Raw genomic sequence first — 20,173 nt, forward strand, 5'->3', positions numbered from 1 at the left:
AAAGGAGATGCGTGCATGAGCCGCAAACTCGTGGTCATCGGGGACCATTTCATGTTGCCCGAAATATTCGAAGAAAAACTCCGCGAGGCCTGCGGTGACGGTCTGGACATCCGGAGTTTCACACAGGATTGGCCGGATCGTCCGATGGAGCACGGCTATGCCGTCGCCGGCATGGATGGCCTGAAAGAATATATGGGTTCGGCTGACGAAGTCGTCAGCATGATTGGCGATGCGGAAATACTTGTCACTCAACTCGCTCCCATGTCACGGACGATGCTTGACCGATTGCCAGGGCTCAAAATGATCGCCGTTACCCGCGGTGGGCCCGTCAATATCGATATGAAAGCGGCACGCGACCGCGGTATTCGGGTAGTTAACGCACCCGGACGCAATGCTTCGGCAGTCGCTGAATTCACTCTCGGCGCCATTCTGGCTGAAACCCGAAAAATTCGGGTCGGTCATGAAGCTCTGAGGCAAGGTGTCTGGCGTGGGGATCTCTATCGTGCCGACACGACTGGGCGTGAGCTCTCCGAAATGACTGTCGGCGTTGTAGGTTATGGTCAGATCGGTAGCCGCGTCGTCCGCCTGCTCCGAGCCTTCGGCGCAAAGGTAATTGTGCACGATCCCTATGTGCAGCTCAACCCAGCCGACGCCGCAGACGGTGTCGAACTTGTCAATTTTGACCGCCTGTTAGCTGATGCCGATCTCGTTACAATGCATCCGCGCGTAACGGAAGAAACCACCGGCATGATGAACGCAACATCATTTGCCAAAATGAAAGCAGGAGCGATATTCGTGAATACCGCACGCGGTCCGCTTTGCGATTATGATGCATTAACGGAAGCACTTATGTCAGGCCATCTTAGCGGAGCAATGCTTGAAACTTTTGGTGTTGAGCCGGTACCGGCCGATTGGCCTCTTCTTAAACTTGATAATGTTACGCTGACGCCGCATATCGCGGGTGCGTCGGTTCGCACCGTCACCTTTGCCGCTGAACAGGCCGCCGAAGAAGTGCGCCGATATATTGCAGGCGAACCCGCCTGGCACCTGTGCTGAGGAGAAAATTATGAACGAGAACCAATTGCGTCAATCCATTATCGACGGCTGTCTTGCCATGTCGCGCTCTGGGCTCAACCGTGGCTCATCTGGCAACATTTCACTGCGTGCCGGCGACCATATGCTCATAACACCATCGGCTATTCCCTACGAGCAGATGACAGTTGAGATGATCGCGAAAATGCGGATCGATGATGATAATGACGTATTTGAAGGCCCTAGGAAACCATCCGTCGAATGGCCATTTCATCGCGACATTTTGCGTGCACGCCCCGAAATGAATGCGGTGGTTCACACGCACTCCCGCTTTGCGACTATTCTTTCAGTTGCAGGCAAACAGATCCCGGCGGTGCATTATATGATTGCGGCCTTCGGTGGACCAACCATCCGCCTCGCAGACTATGCGACCTATGGCACCGTTGAACTATCTCGCAACATCCTCACCGCTCTCGACGGACGCCAAGGCTGCCTAATGGCCAATCACGGCATGGTTGTTTGCGCCGATACCCTGACACGCGCCCTATGGCTCGCTCATGAACTCGAAGCTCTGGCTGATCAATATTACCATGCAGAACTGATTGGAGGAGCCCAGATTCTCTCGGATGAAGAGATTGAACGCACGGCGCGCGGCTTTGCAAGCTATGGTGTTCAAGATCGCGCACCTGACGCTGCCTGATTGAAAGGAGCCCTAAGTGGTCGACACAACATCCCGTTCAAATCCTTCAATACCGGCTGAGTATCAAGCGGAATTCGATGCGCTTGTCCAGCTTTCGGCAAGGGTAGGACAAGACCCGCTATTGGTTCAGTCCGCGGGTGGAAACACCTCATTGAAAATTGGTGACGTGATGTGGATCAAAGCATCCGGCACCAATCTGGGTGATGCCCTTGAACGGGATATTTTTGTGCCGACTGCATGGCGTGACATCGCTCATTCGCTAAAAGGCGGGTCACCAAAGGCAGACCAACCTGCGGCTTATCTACTTGGTGACGGAACGCTGCGACCTTCGATCGAAACCTGTCTTCACGCAATTTTTGATGCGGCAGTTGTTCTCCACGTCCACTGTGTTTCGACCATCGCACTCGCAGTCTTGAGCGACGGGGCGCAGCGCATCAAACAACGGATGCCAAATATCGAATGGGTGTGGGTGCCTTATCGCAGGCCGGGCGCGGAACTTGGGCGAATTCTCCTTGAAAAGCGAACGACAGAGAATGTTGCGATCCTCGGCAATCACGGCCTGCTGGTCGCGGCCGATAGTGTGGCACAAGCTGAAATCTTACTTGACGAGGTTTGCTGCAAGCTCAACCTTATAGCAACCTTTGGTGCGGGAAAGACTCCCGGCCCCGCACCGGTGGGATACAAGCCGCTCGCAAAGGATCATGTTCTAACGCAAGCAATGACAATTCCACGTCTCCGCACAATTGCATTGAACGGCAACCTGTATCCTGATCATGTCATTTTTTGTGGGCCAACCATAGGGCGAGCCGAAAAACTGTCAGGCGAAACTCTGATCATTGAGGCAGATGGAGGGGTATACATTAAGGTCGAAGCAAGTCCCGGGGCGGAAGCACTGGCTCAATGCCTTGGTAACGTTCTGTTGCGTGTGCCCGAAGATGCAGAGGTCAATTATCTCACACTCGAAGATGTCGCTTCTCTGCTTGATTGGGATGCCGAGAAATACAGGCAGAGCCTGAATGCCTGAAAAACTCTATTTAGGCATTGATCTCGGCACATCGGGTGCCCGTGCCGTCGTCATCGACGTAAGAGAAAAGCTGGTTTCATCGGGAAAAGCTGCAATTGCGGGTAATCACCGCAGCCCTGCAAACTGGCGTCGGGCAATGGAAGGCGCATTGGATGAAGCCCTCTCAGCTGTGTGCGCCCAAGACATCCACGCTCTGGCCGTTGACGGTACCTCTGGGACTGTTTTAGCCGTCGATAAGTTCGGCTCACCGCTCGCCGATGCTTTGATGTATAATGATCCGCCTTCCGACATCAATGCAGAAGCAAAGATCGGGGCGGTTTCAGGGCCCCAAATTATTGCTGGCCTGCCAGCCTTGCTTCGAGCCCAGTCATTCTTGTCGCTTCGGCCTGCCCGCATATTGCATCAAGCCGATTGGCTTGCCTTTCTGTTTTCGGGCCGCTTCGTTTCAGATGACAATAACGCTCTTAAAACCGGCTACTCGTCTCTTACGCGAAGCTGGCCTGAATGGATGGCTAAACTCGACGTTTGCAATTTGCTTCCAGAGGTTACCGAGCCCGGCACAATTGTTGGCATGACCACTCAAGAAGCTGCTAACCGTTTCGGGCTAGCACGTGAAACCCTTGTTATTGCGGGTACCACAGACGGGTGTGCCTCCTTTCTCGCGGCAGGCGCGACTGAGCCCGGCGATGCGGTTTCAGTTTTGGGAACGACACTCACGTTGAAACTGCTCTCCAACAGGCGCATAGATGCACCGGAATTTGGTATCTACAGCCATAGGCTATTGGGAAACTGGTTGGCAGGTGGCGCATCGAACACCGGTGGAGCAGCCTTACTCAATCACTTCAGCACTGATGAAATAGGCGCCCTGAGCGCAAAGATCGACCCATGCAGGCCAACGGGCCTCAACTACTACCCCTTGCCCAAAAAGGGAGAACGCTTTCCGGTCAATGATCCGGACTTCAACCCACGATTGACTCCGCGCCCAGCCGATCCTGCAACTTTTCTTCATGGCCTGTTTGAGGGAATAGCGAATATCGAAACACAGGGTTACGCTTTGCTCGAGAAATTGGGAGCTCCCTCATTGAAAACTGTTCGTTCCATGGGTGGGGGTGCCAAGAATATGCAATGGACCGCTATTCGCGCGAGAAGCCTTCACGTGCCCTTGCTTGACGCCACCTCTGAAGAAGCCGCGTACGGAACAGCCCGACTTGCCCGATTGGGAGCCCAAAATGTCTGAAATAGCTTGTCTGTCGGAAATAGCGCCGCAGTTTGATGCATTTTTTGTTGATCAATTTGGCGTTCTGCTGGACGGCAGAGAGCCATATTCGGGTGCGCCGGAAGCATTGCAAGCGCTCAACGATTTGGGGAAACCCATCATTCTGCTTTCCAACTCAGGCAAGCGCGGCGAAGCGAATGCGCGCCGTCTGGTTCAGCTTGGGTTTGCACGTAACTCGTTTCAGGAAGTGCTCAGTTCCGGCGAAGTCGCTTATGCACAATTGATCATGGCAATGGGCGATGACCTCCCCCAAATGCCAAAAATCTGGCTGCACGCGCGTGACAACGACTTGTCCGCCATTGAGGGCCTCCCGGTTGAACTCGTTGAAAAGCCCGAAACCGCTGATCTGCTTTTACTCGCAGCCAGCAATGCCGATACGATTGAGCTCAGTGACTATGTCCGTCTTCTGAAACCGGCGGCCCAACGAAAAATTCCGTGCTGGTGCACCAACCCGGACATCGCCATGTTAACTGGGCAGGGTGTAAAACCGGGTGCCGGTCGGATAGCACAGGAATACAAGGCAATGGGTGGAGCAGTTACATTCATCGGCAAACCCTACCCCGCAATCTACCAGGAAGCAGCGTGCAGATTAGAACTGGAAAATCCCCGCATCCTTTGCATAGGGGACAGTGTTGAGCACGATATTGCGGGCGGAGCGTCTGCTGGACATCAGACCTGTCTTGTCGGCACAGGTGTCCATGCAGGGGTCGGTTACAACGAAATGACCGACCAAGCTAGGAAAGCCGGAATAATGTTTGATTACTATCTTCCGGCTTTTCGCTTCTAAGACGATGCATCAGTTTTTAACGGATTGAGCCATAGCCTGCAGGATAGTCACCGTCGATGCCGCGCCGGGGTCCACGTGGCCGAGCGAGCGTTCACGGAGACGGGCAGCACGACCCTTCGTTGCGATCATGGAGCGGGTCGTATTGGCACCAGACTCAGCTGCGGCCACCACATTTTCCCAGAATTTGACAGAGCTTAGGCCGTCAATTGCTGCTGCTTGCGCGGCTTCTGCAGCAGGCAGCCATGCATCAAGCATCGTTTTGTCACCGCGTTGACCGTGTCCGCGCTCGCGAATACCAAGCCCAATTGCCTCGATAATTGTTGCACAAGTGGCGAGATTGAGATCATTACGCCCCGCAGTCGCTTGCGCCGCACGACGGAAACCAGTCGCGTAGAGCGGTCCAGTCGACGCACCGACTGCGTTGATGAAAGCGGTTGCAGCCGTATTGAGAACAGTCGCTATATCTGTTTCATCAAGGTTTAGCTTAGACAGCTCCCTGCGTACGGTCTGAAAGCCCAATGCCATGGTGGTGCCATGGTCGCCATCGCCGATTGCGCCGTCGAGTTCAGAAAGCCGGTCGCGGTCCGCTTCCAGCGCTTCAGAAACAGCGTCGAACATATGAGCAAGACTTCGAGCAGCGGTTTCAGACATGGGTGTTCTCCTCAAACCTTATAACTGCAAACCCAAGTCGGGCATCATAAGGCCTATGCTAGTTTACTTTAGGGCACTGTGAAACGGCAGAACTCAATTGGAGCATCTAGCCGATTCTGAGGGCCGCAGTTTCACATGGATGCAACAGTAAATCTGTTAGCTCCTGATCAAGATGCATGACCGAAATCGACGCTCCCACCATATCCAATGAGGTGCAATAATGACCGACCCAGTTCGCTTCGACATGGATATTTTTGGCTTCAAGTCGCTGCGCTACACGACGATAAAGAACATAAAGCTCCATCAGCGGTGTTGACCCGAATGAATTGACCAGAACGGCAACACGATCTCCTGGTACAGCTTTCATTTCATTGAAGATTCTGTCCATGATACCATCGACAATTTCGTCAGCCTGACGAATTCTGTCTCGCGATACACCCGGCTCGCCGTGAATTCCGACTCCTATCTCCATATCTTCCGGGCCAATTTCAAAGTTATGACGGCCTGTCTGGGGCAGCGAACCCGGCTCAAGGGCGACACCAATAGTATAGGTCCGCGAATTGGCCTTTCGTGTAACAGTTTCGCAAGCATCCAGTGAAAGGCCTTTGTCGCAAGCAGCACCTGCCACCTTAAAGACGAAAAAATTGCCTGCAACGCCGCGGCGCCCGTCCTTGTCATCAATCGGTGATGAGGCGATGTCATCTGTGGTCAGAACAGTTTTGATTTTGACGCCTTTTTCCTCGGCCATTTCAGCTGCCATCTCAAAGTTCATGACGTCGCCTGCATAATTGCCATACACGAAGAGAACACCTGCGCCGTTGGATGCAGCAAGCGCACATTCAACAATCGGGTCGGGAGGCGGAGACGAAAAGACGTTACCGACCGCAACAGCATCGGCCAACCCTCTGCCTACATAGCCAACGAAGCAAGGCTCGTGACCCGCGCCACCACCAATGACCAGTCCCACTTTTCCGGCGCGTGGACCATTCCGCGCGACCAGCGCTCGATTGGAGCCACCGATTGGCTGCAGGAATTTGCCATGAGCGCGCACAATTCCGTCCAGCATTTCCTCAACCACCTCGTTCGGATTGTTAAGGAGTTTTTTTACACGCACGCGGAAAGCTGCCGGGATTTGATTTGTCTTTGGCTTTTGTGAAAGACGTGCATCAAGATCAATGATCCCGTCAGCTCGCAGAATTCCCAGACCCGTCGCAGCATCGGTAACAAGAACATTGACGAACCCGCCGCGGAGGGCTGCCAGAAGCGCAGGCACCTTGTCGAAACCGCCAGCAACCGCGATACGGGTATTGATCTGGCGCAATTTATCGAGCGAAATGCCTATTGTACGCTCATCAAGCGGACCTGCGACTGGCTTCCCACGCTCATTGATGAAGCGGCCCGCCACAACACCCACCGCGCCAGCTGCGAGATATTGCTGCAGAGAGACTGATTCAAAAAAGCCGCTGGTGTGAATGGTCGAGTTGGAACGTAGCGACGAAACACCAAAAATAATACGATTGGCATTTTCAAGCGTCGCAAATTGCTCCTGAAGCAAAGGCTCTTCAAGCAATACGTCCCGTGTTTGCTGCGTACGCACCATAGCGGGCGCCATGATGTTGACGCAGCGTCCGGAAACGGCTTCTGCAAGCGTCGCAGCACAGCGTTCCGGCGTATATGAAAACGATGCTGTTGTTCCACCTGTCGCTTGCACCACAGTCATGTCCTGAAGGGTACCTATAGCGGTCTGTTCCCCGACTGAAAGTACCGTCCGTCCCCAGGCGACAGCAAGTGTATCACCGGATTTAAGAATCTTCTTGAGTGCATGGGCACCTGCGACCCCAAGCCGATCAATCAACGGTCGGGCATTGTCATCATGTGGAATGATGAAGCAGTCAGTCAGGCCAAAATGGCGTTTCAATTCCTGAGCAACAGACAGTGATTCCAGCCGCCCTGCCTCAAGGGAAATATTGACAATGCCCTTGTCCCGTGCATCGGCCAGATAGCTGTTCACGGTCGCGCGTGAAATGCCCATGACGTCGGCAATTTCACCTTGTGTTAGACCGTCTTCGTAATAAAGCCAGCATGCCCACACATAGGGGTCATCGCCATAACGCATGGGAATTGTGATCGAATTCTCACTCGCACCGGTCTTTGGTTTTCCGGGCTTGCGTGATGTTTGGGGTTTAGACGTCATGCGGTTTTCTGTTGCCTCTCTCCTGCGCAGCAAACATGAAAGCGTTCAAACGCAATTGCAACAAGATGAGACAAATTCGGCGCCTGAAACGTGCGGGCCCACACAGCTTTCAGACGACAAACTTCAAATCAGGGCCGAGATACTTATAGCAAGCGGCTCTTTGCCTGTGCCGCAAGTTCGGTTAGAATCAGCGCACAAGATGTCGCGCCCGCATCAAGAACGCCCAGCGAACGTTCACCAAGACGGCTCGCGCGACCGATTTTCGCCACGAGATTAAGCGTTGAATCGCGCCCGACCTCGGCTGCCGCTGACATTGCGTCGAGGCTTTCAGCAAAGGACTGACCATTAGCGTTTGCATCGTCAAAAGCACTGATTGCAGGGATCAAAGTGTCGAGCAACGTTTTGTCACCCAGCTTGGCTGAACCGATCGACTGAATGCCTTCGAGACCTGCATGCAGCATTGTGCTGAATACGTTTGCGTCGATGTTATCAACGCCTTCCAGTTTTTCTGCGAACTCGTTAAACATTACGCCATAAAGCGGCCCCATCGAGCCACCGATTTCGGTAAGCAAAACTGTTCCGAGTGTATCAAGACCTTCAGCAAGGCTTACGTCCTTGCCTCTCAGGCGGTCCGCTGCAAGGCCGAAGCCCTTGGCCATATTTACACCATGGTCGCCATCACCGATCTTGCCGTCGATTTCGCTGAGATACGCTTTATTCTCGAAGATACGGTCGGCAAGCGAAAGAACGATCTCACCCGATCCTGCATTCCTGAATGTGTGCATTATAGGTTTCTTTCTTACAACACTGCAGTTGAGGAGGCTTCTACGTCCAACAGTGCTTTGAGTTCATCATCCAAAGCCATGACGGTGAGCGTTGCACCAACCATTTCAAGCGATGTGAAATAGTTGCCAACATAGGTGCGATAAATCTTGAGACCTCGAGCGGTGATTTCCTGCTCTATCGTATCGTTGAGGATATAAAGCTCATTGATCGGCGTTGCGCCAAGGCCGGAAACCAGAACAGCAACTTCAGTGCCTTCAGGCAAATTGTGATCGTCAAGAACGATCTTGCTCATGTCGCTGGCAATTTCATCAGCACGCTTGAGTGGTTCGACGCGAACGCCCGGCTCACCATGATGGCCGATGCCGACCTCCATGGTGCCCGGCTCAATCTGAAAGTTTGGATGGCCAACGGCAGGCAGCGTGCACGGACCAAGGCCGACCCCGATTGAACGGCAATTGTCGATGGCCTTTTGTGCCGTCGCCTGAACTTCCTGAAGGCTTGCGCCCGATGCAGCCTTTGCACCGCCAACCTTCCACATGAAAATCTCGCCAGCAACACCGCGACGCTTTTCGCGTTCTTCGATAGGAGCAGAACATACATCGTCATTGGCAACGACGGTCAGAATTTCTATTCCAGCTTTGGAGGCAAGCTTTATGGCCATTTTGACGTTCATGTTGTCGCCAGCATAATTGCCGTAGAGGCAGACGACACCTTTGCCACCATTGGCTTCACGCGCCGCATCATAGAAGCTCTTAGCGGTCGGCGAGGAGAACAGCTCCCCAACCGCAACCGCGTCCAACAGGTTCTTGCCAGTATAGCCGATGAATGCAGGCTCATGGCCTGAGCCACCGCCGGTAATGACACCGACTTTTCCCTCGATAGGAGCTTCTTTGGCCACAACCACGCGAGGGTTTTCTGTCGAAAGCCGGACCAGGTCTCTATGCGCCTTGACAAACCCCTTGACGGTGTCTTCGACCACTTCATCCGGATTGTTGATAAATCTTTGCATTTTGCACCTATCGGAGGCGAGAGATTAGTTCCCGCTCTATAATCTAAAAGCCATAGTCCCGGCCTCGAACAAACGGAGAATTGTTCAGTTTTTTAATGAAGTGTGTAGCCACCATCGATCAGAAGGTTGGCAACCGAGAAGATTTCTTCACACAACGCCTTTGTGGAACAGAACTCGGCGCCCGCTCGAATCTCAATACCAGGTTGAAGCGCTTCCGTAGACGTCGGGCCCTGAACTTCTTCACCGCGCAGCGAGATTTTGGCGCCGTCGCGCTCAACACCTATTAATATAGAGAGAAACACGGATTTGCCTACGCAATTTCCGCCTACTTGGACCGAGCCTATTCGCAGGTCCGTCTGGCCATTGCGATGTATAGCAATGCTGCCGAATGATTTTTTCAGGGTCTCAGTTCTTAACAGCGTCTGCACGGCATCCTCCTTGACCACGCATGACAAAAATCACCAATTGATCGACAGATGTCAATACGAGTATTTTACATTTGATTATTTACAATCGGCTTTTGTCAAATCTAAACTGGAGCACTGGGTAAATCGACCACCATATAGCGCGGAAATCCTCATCAGGCTTCACCCTAACATTCGATAATCTATAGATGTTTCCCTGATGTTTTACAAACAACCGGTCGCCTGAAACCAACATAACGACTACTGCTGACTTGCAAATAGTCAAGAGGCAAACAACCCACCACTTGCCATACATTTGTGTCTTTGATGGATCTTCTGCATCTAAAGACTCATATCAAGCTTCGGCGTCATGACCTCAAACATGGGCAAAGACGCAGCTCCAAGCGCTGCCGTAAACTGACCAGTTTGCCCACGAAGCACACGCGGCAGAGCGCGTACGCTTCTATTCGCAACAGATATGGGCAGCATATCCATATGCGATATAAGTGCATCGATAACGGAATCTGGAAGCATGCCGCCCAGAACAATAGTTTCAGGGTCCACAATGTTTTCGATGATTGCGATCATCTGCGCGAGATGCCTTGCAGCATCTGCTACCCACTCCATAACCACTGCGTTTTCGTTACGGAGCAGTTCCTCCAACTTCTCGGTGCTGATATCGAAAAATCCCGCATGGGCTAGCTTCTCTTTGAGAACGTGCACAGACGAATAGGTTTCCAGGCAACCATGTTGACCGCAGGAACAAAGGCGCCCGCCAGGTACGATGGAGATATGTCCAATTTCACCCGCATTGCCAAATGCCCCTCGAAACGGCGCGCCATCTTGAATCATGCCGAGACCGATACCGGCTCCAAAATAGATCATTGCAAAATTCGAAACCGAACGCCCAGCGCCAAACAGCCGCTCACCAACAGCTGCAGCGTTCGCATCGTTTTCAACGATGACCGGCTCACCAAATGCATCACTCAAAACGGTTGCAGCATCAATTCCCGCCCACCCCGGCAGTGTCGTTGGACCAACCGATGTCATGCCTTCAATTCCAAACGGCCCCGGCATCACAACACCAATCCCCAGCAGACGCGCATCGAATTCGGACTTGATCTTGTCAATCTCAATGCGCAGCTGACGGCAAAGCGCCTCCGGCCGCGTATCCCCCATGAGATGAACCTGCTTCTTACGCGGCACGCCTGATAGATCAAGAACCGTTGCGACTATATGGGTCGAACCCATCTCAATGCCGATTGTCATTGCTCCTGACGGATTGACAGCAAACTGGATTGGTGGTTGGCCGCGCCCGGTCTTCAATCTTCCGAGTTGCATCAAAAAATTTTCTGCAACCAGCTCATCGACGATATTTGCGATTGCCTGCGCCGTCAAATGCGTCAAACGGGCGATATGCATACGCCCCACAGGACCATGCCGGCGGACGACATCAAGAACCACACGCCGGTTATGGTCTCGGATTCGTTCGGGATTTTTTCCCATAGTGACTGGTTGCGTGTCCGGTTGCGCCATAGCTGGTGCGTTCGCCGCCTTCGATTTCATGCCCACGTCCAATGCTTAAAATGAAATAGCGCAAGCAGGTTTTAACAGCAATATATTAATTCAACTAAATTATCTTATTGACAAATGAGCAGTAAAATTGAAGCCTAGTAGTGGGGCGTCGATCGCTCTGTCGGCGCTGATGGCACGTTGCTAATCTGTCGGCGGTGAGGATGCTGCGCAGAAAACGCGGCAATGGTGGAACCAGCAGGTCATCGACCTGCAAATACCTTGCTCGGGCACCAGAGGGGCTGAGCAATGGGGAGGTCTAATGCAAATGGGTAAATTGCTACTTGCGGGCCTTGTGGCCGGGTTGAGCTCGATCGCAATCAACGCTGCTCAAGCAGTTGAAATAGAGTATTGGCAGTACGTCTTTGAATCGCGCGTCAAGACGATGGATAAGCTGATCGAGAATTTCGAAAAAGCCAATCCTGATATCAAAGTCAAACAGGTCACATTTCCTTATGACGATTATCAGACCCGGGTAATTGCTGCGAAGATGGCTGGCAAAAGTCCCGATGTGATGCAGCTGTTCTATGGCTGGCTCGATAAATTTGCCGCAGGTGGCATCCTGCAGCCGCTTCCGCTGGACGCTTTCCCGCACGACAAAATTGAGAGTGAGTTCTTCCCCATCGTCGGCGCGATGAAGCGCGGTGATGAATATTACGGTTTGCCAACTGCAGTTCGCTCGCTCGCTCTGTTTTACAACAAAAAGCTTTTTGAAGAAGCCGGCCTCGACCCCAAGAACCCACCAAAAAATCTCGACGAGCTGCTCGCTTACGCCCAGAAAGCAACAAAACGCGATGCTTCCGGCAATCTACTGAGCGAAGGCATCACGCTCGATATGCCAGGGCAGGACTTGCATTGGTGGCGTGAAGTGCTGGTGCGCCAGTTCGGAGGCGCTCCATACAGCGATGACTACCGCAAGGTCGCCTACAACGACGCGGCCGGCGAGAAGGCTCTGCAGTTCTACACCGATCTCCAGACCAAGTATAAGGTTGGCGAAGTCAAGTTCATGGACGAAGGTCACGCCGCTTTCCGTTCTGGCAAAGCCGCAATGACGATTGATGGAACATTTCGTCTGGCAGCGTTCAACACAATCAAGGATTTCGAGTGGGGCGTGACCGAACTGCCTGCCAATTCTGAAGGCTTGCGATCAAATTACGCCAGCTATTTTGCCAATGGCATCAGCGCTTCAGCAAAAGGCGAAAAGCTGGAAGCTGCCTCAAAATTTCTCAATTACATCACCTCGCCAGAAGCAATGGAAATCTGGCTGAAGGGCGTTGGCGAATTGCCTGCACGTCGCTCCGCTGCACTGACAGAAAATAATCTTTCCGATCCGGTCTATGGGCCATTCCTTAAAGGTCTGGAGTATGCCCACACCACCATGTTCACCGATGAGTTGAAGCAGCGCCAGATCATTGTCGATATGTCGAACCGCGTGATCTTGCAAAATCAGCCGGTCAAGGAATCTCTTGAGGAAGCTGCCAAGGCTGAACAAGCCATTTTGGACACAGCGAAGTAACGATGACGAGAGTGGGCTGCCCTTGTGAGCCGCCCACTCTCTATATCTCAGTTATTACAAACCGATTTGCGGCATCAACAGTTGCATCTGTTGTTATCAACGCAACTGCTGATTTCCGACCATGGTTACCCTGCATGATGGGCTAGCCGAAGGATTTTGAGTATGACAATGACAGCTGAACCAGACCGCTCAGCGCGCGGCCCTAACAGATCGCGGCTGACAGATCGCCTGTCGATGAAAACCAGACGACTGATTTGGGTATGGAGCTTTTTGGCGCTACCAATCCTCTTTTACAGCGTCATTCGCTTTTATCCCACGATTGAAGCTTTCTGGCTCTCTTTCACCAATTGGGACTTGATGAGCCCACCGGAATTTATTGGGATTGCAAACTATCAGAAGCTGTTTGCCGATCCGGAATTCTGGAAAGTATTTAAAAACACCTTCGTCTATCTATTGGTTGGCACCCCCATCAGTCTGGTTCTGGCGTTTGTCATCGCATACTATCTGGACCGCATAAGATTTTTGCACGGCTTCATTCGAGCCTTGTACTTCCTGCCTTACCTTACCACTGCAGCCGCAATGGCTTGGGTCTGGCGTTGGTTCTATCAGCCTGCTCCCATTGGATTCATCAATAATATTCTGAGTTCTATAGGTCTGCCTCAGCAAGGCTTCCTGCGCTCTGTCGATCAAGGTCTCTATGCCATCATGGCAACATCAATCTGGGCAGGGCTTGGCTTTCAGATCATCATCTTCATGGCTGGTTTGCGCGCTGTTCCCAACACATTCTATGAGGCCGCACGCATTGATGGCCTTGGGGAGTGGGCGATCCTACGCAAGATTACCATTCCACTTTTGAAGCCAACGACAGTATTTCTGGTGGTCTTCTCATCGATCGGTTTCCTGCGTATTTTTGATCAAGTCTACAACATGACCACCAACGATCCAGGCGGGCCTCTGGGGTCAACGAAGCCTCTGGTGTTAATGATCTATCAAACGGCATTCTCATCCTACGCGATGGGCTATGCGGCTGCGCAAACGATTATCCTCTTCATCATTCTGCTCTGCGTGTCCCTGCTGCAGCTCTGGATTCTAAGGGAAAAGAAATGACAACCCCAACCAAACCACTCCCTTTCCAGAACCTGAAGCCTGGCCGTATTGTAACATGGACTTTGCTGTTTATTGGCGGCCTGATTATGATAACGCCTCTGGCTTTCATGTTTTCAACCTCGTTGAAAACAGCCAGTCAGGTTTACGACCTTCGGCTTATTCCAGCGGAACCCACATTACAAAACTATGCGACAATTCTCGCAGATGGCCGCTTTGTACGCTGGTTCATGAATTCGATGATTGTTGCAGTCGTCGTAACATTATCGAACGTGTTCTTTGATAGCCTTGTGGGTTACACACTGGCAAAATTTCAGTTTCGTGGTCGCTACTTCATCTTTCTCGCGATCCTGTCGACACTCATGATCCCGACCGAAATGCTGGTCATTCCATGGTACCTGATGTCTAGCAAGCTTGGCTGGCTGGACAGCTATTGGGGCATCATGTTCCCAGGTATGATGACCGCCTTCGGCACCTTTCTCATGAAACAATTCTTTGAAGGAGTGCCCAATGACTTCCTCGAAGCGGCACGCGTGGACGGTCTCAACGAGTTCGAGATCTGGTGGAAGATTGCGATGCCCTTGGTCACACCGGCCCTCTCAGCACTGGCAATTTTCACCTTTCTCGGCAACTGGACAGCATTTTTCTGGCCACTGATCGTTTCCACAAGCCCCGAACTTTATACGCTGCCAGTAGGATTATCGAGCTTTGCTGTCGAGCAATCAATCCAGTGGGAGATGATCATGACTGGGGCTGCGATTGCCACACTGCCAACGCTAGTCGTCTTCATGCTTCTCCAACGTTACATTGTGCGTGGCGTCATGCTTGCAGGTCTTAAAGGGTGAATCATGTCAGATCTTGACCCAAAACTTTCCGACAACAGTGTCTTTCCAAATCCAGTCTACGTAGAGACGGTGCTGCGCCCTCTGTTCGACAGCGCCAAAACGCACCATGTCGATGGCTTTCGTCGAATTGATCGCGCCCATCTGGTGATGCTGGTGGAAAGTGGGATTGTGGATCGTGAACAGGCGGCACAGATCGCAGGTGCGCTTGTTGCAATCGATCAAGAGATCAATCCGGCTGAACTAAGCTATACCGGCGAAGTCGAAGATTTCTTCTTTCTGATTGAGAAGGAACTCAAAACCCGTATCGGTGCGGATGTTGCAGGTCGATTGCACACAGCACGTTCGCGCAATGATATCGACCACACCTTGTTCAAAATCGGTTTGAAGAGACAGCTTGATGTACTGCTTCACAAATCTCGTCAGCTGCTCAAGGTTCTCATTGCAGCTGCAGACCGCGAGCAGGCGACCTTAATCGTCGCATATACGCATGGCCAGCCAGCACAGCCGACAACCTTCGGCCACTATCTTGCGGCAGCCACGGAGGTGCTGATCCGCGACATTGAGCGGATTGAAGCAGCTCGCGTTATTGTTAACCAGTCTCCAATGGGGGCGGCAGCCATCACCACCTCTGGCTTCCCGATCGACCGCCAACGCGTCTCGGAGCTATTGGGTTTTGCCGCCCCCTTAAACAATTCCTATAGTTGTATCGCCGCAGTCGACTATGTGACTTCGACCTATTCCGCGCTGGAATTGATGTTCATTCATCTCGGTCGGCTTATTCAGGATTTCCAATTCTGGACAAGTTTTGAGGTCGGCCAGATTTATGTGCCGAATGCATTTGTGCAGATTTCTTCAATCATGCCACAAAAACGCAATCCGGTACCGATTGAGCATATGCGGCATCTGTCGAGCCAGACCATGGGGCGGGCACGTACTGTGCTTGATGTAATGCACAACACGCCTTTCACAGACATGAACGACAGTGAAGGTGAAACACAGCAAATGGGTTACGAGGCTTTTGCCTCAGCGGGACGTGTGCTTGATTTACTGAGCGCGTTCATTGAAGCAATCCGCATTGATCCAATCCGCGTCGCGGAGAATATCCGCCGTTCATGCATTACAATCACAGAACTTGCAGACTCGCTGGTCCGCATTGAAGGCTTATCGTTCCGCCACGCACACGAGATTGCAGCCAAGGTCGCACGTGCTGTAGTGGCGCAGGGTGGCGGACTTGAGAATGATGGCTTCGCGCCATTCCTTGATGCATTTCGCGAAGCCACCAAACGCGAACCCTCATTCGGACACGAGAAATTCGAGCAACTTGTCTCGCCGCAGCATTTCGTTGCAGTGCGTGACCGGCTCGGTGGCCCAGGACCCGAAGCGATGGCTGCAGCGCTAGCAATTTACCAAAATGCCGCCCTCGCTTTTAACGTACGAGCTTCTGAACTAGCCGATTTTGAGGCCAAGGCAGATAGCGAACTTAATCAAAAATTCAGCGCCCTTGCGGAGAGACGTTAATGGCAACTATTGAACTTGAGAAACTTGTCAAACGTTATGGCAAAGTCGAAGCGGTGCGCGCGATTGATCTTCAGATTGCAGACGGCGAATTTGTTGTATTCGTCGGCCCTTCCGGTTGTGGCAAATCCACAACCTTGCGGATGATTGCGGGACTAGAAGATATATCTGGTGGCCGACTAAAAATCGGTGATGAGGTGGTCAATGAGCGTGATCCAAAGCAGCGCAATATTGCTATGGTGTTTCAGAATTATGCAATCTATCCGCATATGAGCGTGCGTCAGAATATTGGCTTCGGGCTTTATACCTCCAATCTTTCAAAGGCAGAGAAGGCCAAACGTATCGAGGACGTAGGCGCCTCTCTTGGCCTGACCCCCTATCTGGATCGCCGCCCAGCTGCTTTATCTGGTGGTCAGCGCCAGCGCGTTGCGATTGGCCGCGCAATGGTACGCAATCCATCGGCCTTCTTGTTCGATGAACCACTGTCAAATCTTGACGCCCAATTACGTGCGCAGATGCGCATCGAAATCAAGCGCCTCCATCAGAGTCTCAAGACAACAACGGTTTACGTCACCCACGACCAGGTCGAAGCTATGACCATGGCTGATCGTATTGTCGTGATGCGCGATGGTCAGATTTTACAGACCGGAACTCCGACTGAGCTTTACGAGCATCCAGTTGATGTCTTTACAGCTCGCTTTATCGGCAGCCCATCGATGAACCTGATTAAAGGTCGTCGTACTGGTGAGAGAGTGGGTTTTGCAGAAGATGGTGATCTTCTCATCGGCATTCGACCGCACGAGCTGAAGGTCGGCGAAGCGTCGGTAGAGGGAAGCCTGTCCCTTCAAGGCATTGTGACAGCAGTAGAGCCCCTGGGAGCAGAAACGCTGGTTCATCTGGATGTGAATGGCAGTGCGATTATCGCCACAGCGCCGGGAAAAACCGTGCCACAGACAGGCACCACACTGACTGCATCAGCGCCTTCGGGCAGCCTGTATCTGTTTGATGCCAAGACAGAAAAGAGCCGCGGTCGCCTATAATGTCAAAACAGTTCAAATCTCCTGCAGTCCTAAGCATAGGACGGTTATACTGCGACCTGATTTTCACCGGCCTGGATGCTTTACCACAGCTGGGACGCGAGGTGTTCGCGGGCGATATGAAAATTGTTGCCGGTGGTGGCGCATTCATTTCCGCTGCACATTTCGCGCATGTGGGCCGCTCGGTCGCACTCGTTGCGCGTCTTGGGACAGACACTCTGTCACAAAGTCTGAAACAGGATCTGACTGTCCAAGGCCTTGATTTGCGTTTTCTGGAAGTATCGGATGAGGCCGGACCGCAAGTGACTGTCGCTAGCGTGATTGGCAATGACCGTGCATTCTTGTCGCGCCGCGCCGGAACGGCACATCCGTCAACGTTGGACGAGGCGCTAAGCTGGAAAAGTGCAAAACACTTGCACATTGCAGAATATGCGACACTACACGAAATGCCCGATCTCATATTAAAGGCCAAAGCTGCAGGCCTGACGGTATCCCTTGATCCAAGTTGGGATGAAACTCTTATCTACAGTGATGACCTTCTGAAGAAGTGTGAGGGAGTGGATATTTTCCTTCCCAACAGCGAAGAAGCTGAAGCAATTACTGGAGAGAGCGATGCAAGTAGAGCACTTGATATCCTGTCCCAGAATTTTCCAGTCGTGGCTTTAAAAACAGGATCACAGGGCGCTTGGGTGCGTGTCGAAAATACAGCGATTCACCTGCCTGCCGAGAAAGTTAAGGTGGTTGACACCACCGGCGCTGGCGACGCTTTCAATGCCGGATTTATCGACTTCTGGATCGATGGACGGTCCGCACTGGAAAGTCTGGAAGCAGGTGTTCAGCGCGGTAGCCTTGCAGTGCAGGCTCTCGGCGGCGCTTCGATTTTGCAGAGCTAAATTATCAGCGAATTTACCTTTCTAATGAGGGGCAGCCATGGCCACACCATCCTTTATGCGACAAGAAACAATAGAAGCGTCTTCAGTTGTTTCTCGCTTGTTAAGAGAAGAAGCGGCAACATTCGCCGAAATCAAACGTATCTACCAGCAGCGCACGCCGCGTGTCATTACAACAGCCGCGCGTGGATCTTCTGATCATGCTGCATCGTTTTTTAAGTATCTGTTTGAAATCAGCGTTGGCATACCGGTTGCATCCATCGGGCCGTCCATCACGTCGGTTTACAATGGTCGTCTGCGATTAGAAGGCGGTTTACATTTTACTGTCTCGCAATCCGGCGCAAGTCCAGATATTGTTGCTTTACAGAAGGCTGCAAAAAAGGGCGGCGCAATTACAGTTGCTGTGGTCAATGTCATTGACAGCCCATTAGCACGAGAGGCCGATATTGTTCTTAACCTCCGCGCCGGACAAGAACAAAGCGTCGCTGCCACCAAATCCTGTATCGCGGGGGCTACGGCGCTTGCAGCCGTTACCGCAGCTATAGCCGAAGCCCCCCCACTTCAACACGCGTTAACGAGATTACCAGAAGCTCTGGAGCAAACCACCAACGCAACGATCGATAGTAGTCTGGCTTCTCGTCTTTCGGCAATCAATGGAATGTATGTGGTGGGCCGCGGAACCGGTTTCGCAGTTGCCTTGGAGGCGGCTCTGAAAGCCAAAGAGACCTGCGGGATACATGCGGAAGCATTTTCGCTTGCCGAAGTCATGCACGGCCCAATCCGCCTCGTGCACGGCAACTTCCCAGTGATAGCCTTTCTCAATCAGGATGAAGCTTATAATGCCAATCGACAAGCTATTGATCGTCTGATCGGATTGGGCGCGGATGTTGTAACAATCGGCGAAGGCATTATTGCAGGAAAGACAATCCATACTGCATCGACAGGCAATGGCCTGGTTGATCCTCTTGTTGGGCTAGGAGCTTACTATCGGTTTATTGAATATGTGGCGCAGGCTCGCGGATTAAATCCAGACGCACCTAAGAACCTCCGAAAGGTTACTGAAACCGTGTAGCGTTTTTCAGATCTGATTATCGCCTCAATTTACAACACGATTCCAAAAACAATAAAGCCCGCCGAATGGCGGGCTTACCAATGATGACAATAGAAGATCTCCTCTATTCACCAAACTTGGTCACCAGAGACTCTCAAGCCTCAATGTTTAAACATATTCTCGCGATGCCAACGCACGAAATGGGGATGCGGTCGCTCGTAAACACCCGTGGGACCGATCGCTCGCCCGGTCTTATTGATCAGTCCCTTAATGCTACCGCGATCATTCGCATGACGTGAGATGAGAATCTCGAGTTCATCAGATAGGCAAATTAGCCCTCAATCAAACATCCCGTGGGCCGTCCCGGATAAAGCAATCCCATTTGAAAGAATGTCAGGCCCATTCTCCCCAACAGGTCGGATGTGTGCGGCGTCAACTTCAGCACGTCCGCCATCATCGATCAACTTCAGCCCTGTTATCGCGCATCGTTTGTCGTAGGCTCGCAATACGAGCCGGCGAAACAGGCAATCTCGAACAATTCGAGACGATAGCTGTGTAATCCGCTCTCTACCCTGCTCAATTAGGCAAGGGGCATCAGTGCTGTCCGGAAAACCGTTTAGCAGTATGGTCTCACGCCGCTCGTCAGATCGTGGTAGCTCGAGCCCGTATTCCCCAGCCCAATCGACAGAACAGGATTGAGGTCGTCCGCTGCCGGATACTGCGCTCGACATTATGCTCGACCGTAGTGAGCTCATCCTAAGCGATTTTCCCATGATCGAC

Annotated in this window: 18 protein-coding genes and 1 pseudogene; 12 read left to right on the forward strand and 7 right to left on the reverse strand. The window is 52.3% G+C overall.

Annotated features, from left to right (window positions below):
* Positions 1-15: 15 nt before the first annotated feature.
* The 5 genes from KMS41_17400 to KMS41_17420 are packed head-to-tail and all read left to right on the forward strand — an operon-like array spanning position 16 to position 4,819.
* Positions 16-1,056, forward strand: a complete 1,041-nt coding sequence (locus tag KMS41_17400) for a 2-hydroxyacid dehydrogenase (protein QWK79263.1) — start codon at positions 16-18, stop codon at positions 1,054-1,056.
* Between the two features lie 10 nt (positions 1,057-1,066).
* Positions 1,067-1,732: a class II aldolase/adducin family protein gene (locus tag KMS41_17405; protein ID QWK79264.1), complete on the forward strand. Its 666-nt coding sequence runs from the start codon at positions 1,067-1,069 to the stop codon at positions 1,730-1,732.
* 16 nt (positions 1,733-1,748) lie between these two features.
* The gene (locus KMS41_17410; protein ID QWK79265.1) at positions 1,749-2,756 is read left to right on the forward strand and encodes a class II aldolase/adducin family protein; all 1,008 of its coding nucleotides are present in this window, start codon (positions 1,749-1,751) and stop codon (positions 2,754-2,756) included.
* Positions 2,749-3,993, forward strand: coding sequence for an FGGY-family carbohydrate kinase (locus KMS41_17415; GenBank protein QWK79266.1), 1,245 nt, complete (start codon positions 2,749-2,751; stop codon positions 3,991-3,993). The genes KMS41_17410 and KMS41_17415 overlap by 8 nt, the downstream gene beginning before the upstream one ends.
* A complete protein-coding gene (locus KMS41_17420) occupies positions 3,986-4,819 on the forward strand; it encodes a TIGR01459 family HAD-type hydrolase (protein QWK79267.1) in 834 nt (277 codons plus the stop codon). Before KMS41_17415 ends, KMS41_17420 begins: the two co-directional genes overlap by 8 nt.
* 9 nt (positions 4,820-4,828) lie before the next feature.
* On the opposite strand, the gene dhaL (KMS41_17425) is transcribed toward KMS41_17420, so the two are convergent.
* The 6 genes from dhaL (KMS41_17425) to KMS41_17450 all read right to left on the reverse strand — a co-directional run bounded on the left by dhaL (KMS41_17425) (position 4,829) and on the right by KMS41_17450 (position 11,429).
* Positions 4,829-5,470 (reverse strand): dihydroxyacetone kinase subunit L, encoded by a 642-nt coding sequence (gene dhaL, locus KMS41_17425; GenBank protein QWK79268.1) that lies wholly within the window; start codon positions 5,468-5,470, stop codon positions 4,829-4,831.
* Positions 5,471-5,576: 106 nt separating this feature from the next.
* Positions 5,577-7,664: a dihydroxyacetone kinase subunit DhaK gene (gene dhaK / locus KMS41_17430; GenBank protein QWK79269.1), complete on the reverse strand. Its 2,088-nt coding sequence runs from the start codon at positions 7,662-7,664 to the stop codon at positions 5,577-5,579.
* 143 nt (positions 7,665-7,807) lie between these two features.
* Complete coding sequence (gene dhaL / locus KMS41_17435; GenBank protein QWK79270.1) at positions 7,808-8,449, reverse strand: dihydroxyacetone kinase subunit L; 642 nt, start codon at positions 8,447-8,449, stop codon at positions 7,808-7,810.
* Positions 8,450-8,463: 14 nt separating this feature from the next.
* On the reverse strand, positions 8,464-9,459 hold the full coding sequence (locus KMS41_17440) for a dihydroxyacetone kinase subunit DhaK (GenBank protein QWK79271.1): 996 nt from the start codon (positions 9,457-9,459) through the stop codon (positions 8,464-8,466).
* A gap of 92 nt (positions 9,460-9,551) precedes the next feature.
* A complete protein-coding gene (locus tag KMS41_17445; GenBank protein QWK79272.1) occupies positions 9,552-9,887 on the reverse strand; it encodes a hypothetical protein in 336 nt (111 codons plus the stop codon).
* A gap of 318 nt (positions 9,888-10,205) precedes the next feature.
* Positions 10,206-11,429, reverse strand: a complete 1,224-nt coding sequence (locus tag KMS41_17450; GenBank protein QWK79273.1) for an ROK family protein — start codon at positions 11,427-11,429, stop codon at positions 10,206-10,208.
* A 274-nt stretch (positions 11,430-11,703) separates the two neighbouring features.
* On the opposite strand from KMS41_17450, the gene KMS41_17455 reads away from it, so the two are divergent.
* The 7 genes from KMS41_17455 (at position 11,704) to KMS41_17485 (ending at position 19,414) form a co-directional block, all read left to right on the forward strand.
* Positions 11,704-12,951, forward strand: coding sequence for an extracellular solute-binding protein (locus KMS41_17455; GenBank protein ID QWK79274.1), 1,248 nt, complete (start codon positions 11,704-11,706; stop codon positions 12,949-12,951).
* A 162-nt stretch (positions 12,952-13,113) separates the two neighbouring features.
* Entirely contained in the window at positions 13,114-14,058 is a 945-nt protein-coding gene (locus KMS41_17460) for a sugar ABC transporter permease (GenBank protein QWK79275.1), read from the forward strand.
* Positions 14,055-14,900, forward strand: coding sequence for a carbohydrate ABC transporter permease (locus KMS41_17465; GenBank protein ID QWK79276.1), 846 nt, complete (start codon positions 14,055-14,057; stop codon positions 14,898-14,900). Before KMS41_17460 ends, KMS41_17465 begins: the two co-directional genes overlap by 4 nt.
* A 3-nt stretch (positions 14,901-14,903) precedes the next feature.
* The gene (argH, locus tag KMS41_17470; protein ID QWK79277.1) at positions 14,904-16,418 is read left to right on the forward strand and encodes an argininosuccinate lyase; all 1,515 of its coding nucleotides are present in this window, start codon (positions 14,904-14,906) and stop codon (positions 16,416-16,418) included.
* Complete coding sequence (ugpC, locus tag KMS41_17475; GenBank protein ID QWK79278.1) at positions 16,418-17,455, forward strand: sn-glycerol-3-phosphate ABC transporter ATP-binding protein UgpC; 1,038 nt, start codon at positions 16,418-16,420, stop codon at positions 17,453-17,455. The genes argH and ugpC overlap by 1 nt, the downstream gene beginning before the upstream one ends.
* Positions 17,455-18,345, forward strand: a complete 891-nt coding sequence (locus KMS41_17480; GenBank protein QWK79279.1) for a sugar kinase — start codon at positions 17,455-17,457, stop codon at positions 18,343-18,345. The genes ugpC and KMS41_17480 overlap by 1 nt, the downstream gene beginning before the upstream one ends.
* Before the next feature lie 37 nt (positions 18,346-18,382).
* Positions 18,383-19,414, forward strand: a complete 1,032-nt coding sequence (locus tag KMS41_17485; protein ID QWK79280.1) for an SIS domain-containing protein — start codon at positions 18,383-18,385, stop codon at positions 19,412-19,414.
* A 140-nt stretch (positions 19,415-19,554) separates the two neighbouring features.
* Here KMS41_17485 and KMS41_17490 read toward each other — a convergent pair.
* Positions 19,555-20,166 (reverse strand): annotated as a pseudogene (locus KMS41_17490) (HNH endonuclease).
* Positions 20,167-20,173: the final 7 nt, after the last annotated feature.

This window comes from Ochrobactrum sp. BTU1, assembly GCA_018798825.1.
In the GTDB taxonomy this organism is placed as follows: Bacteria; Pseudomonadota; Alphaproteobacteria; order Rhizobiales; family Rhizobiaceae; genus Brucella.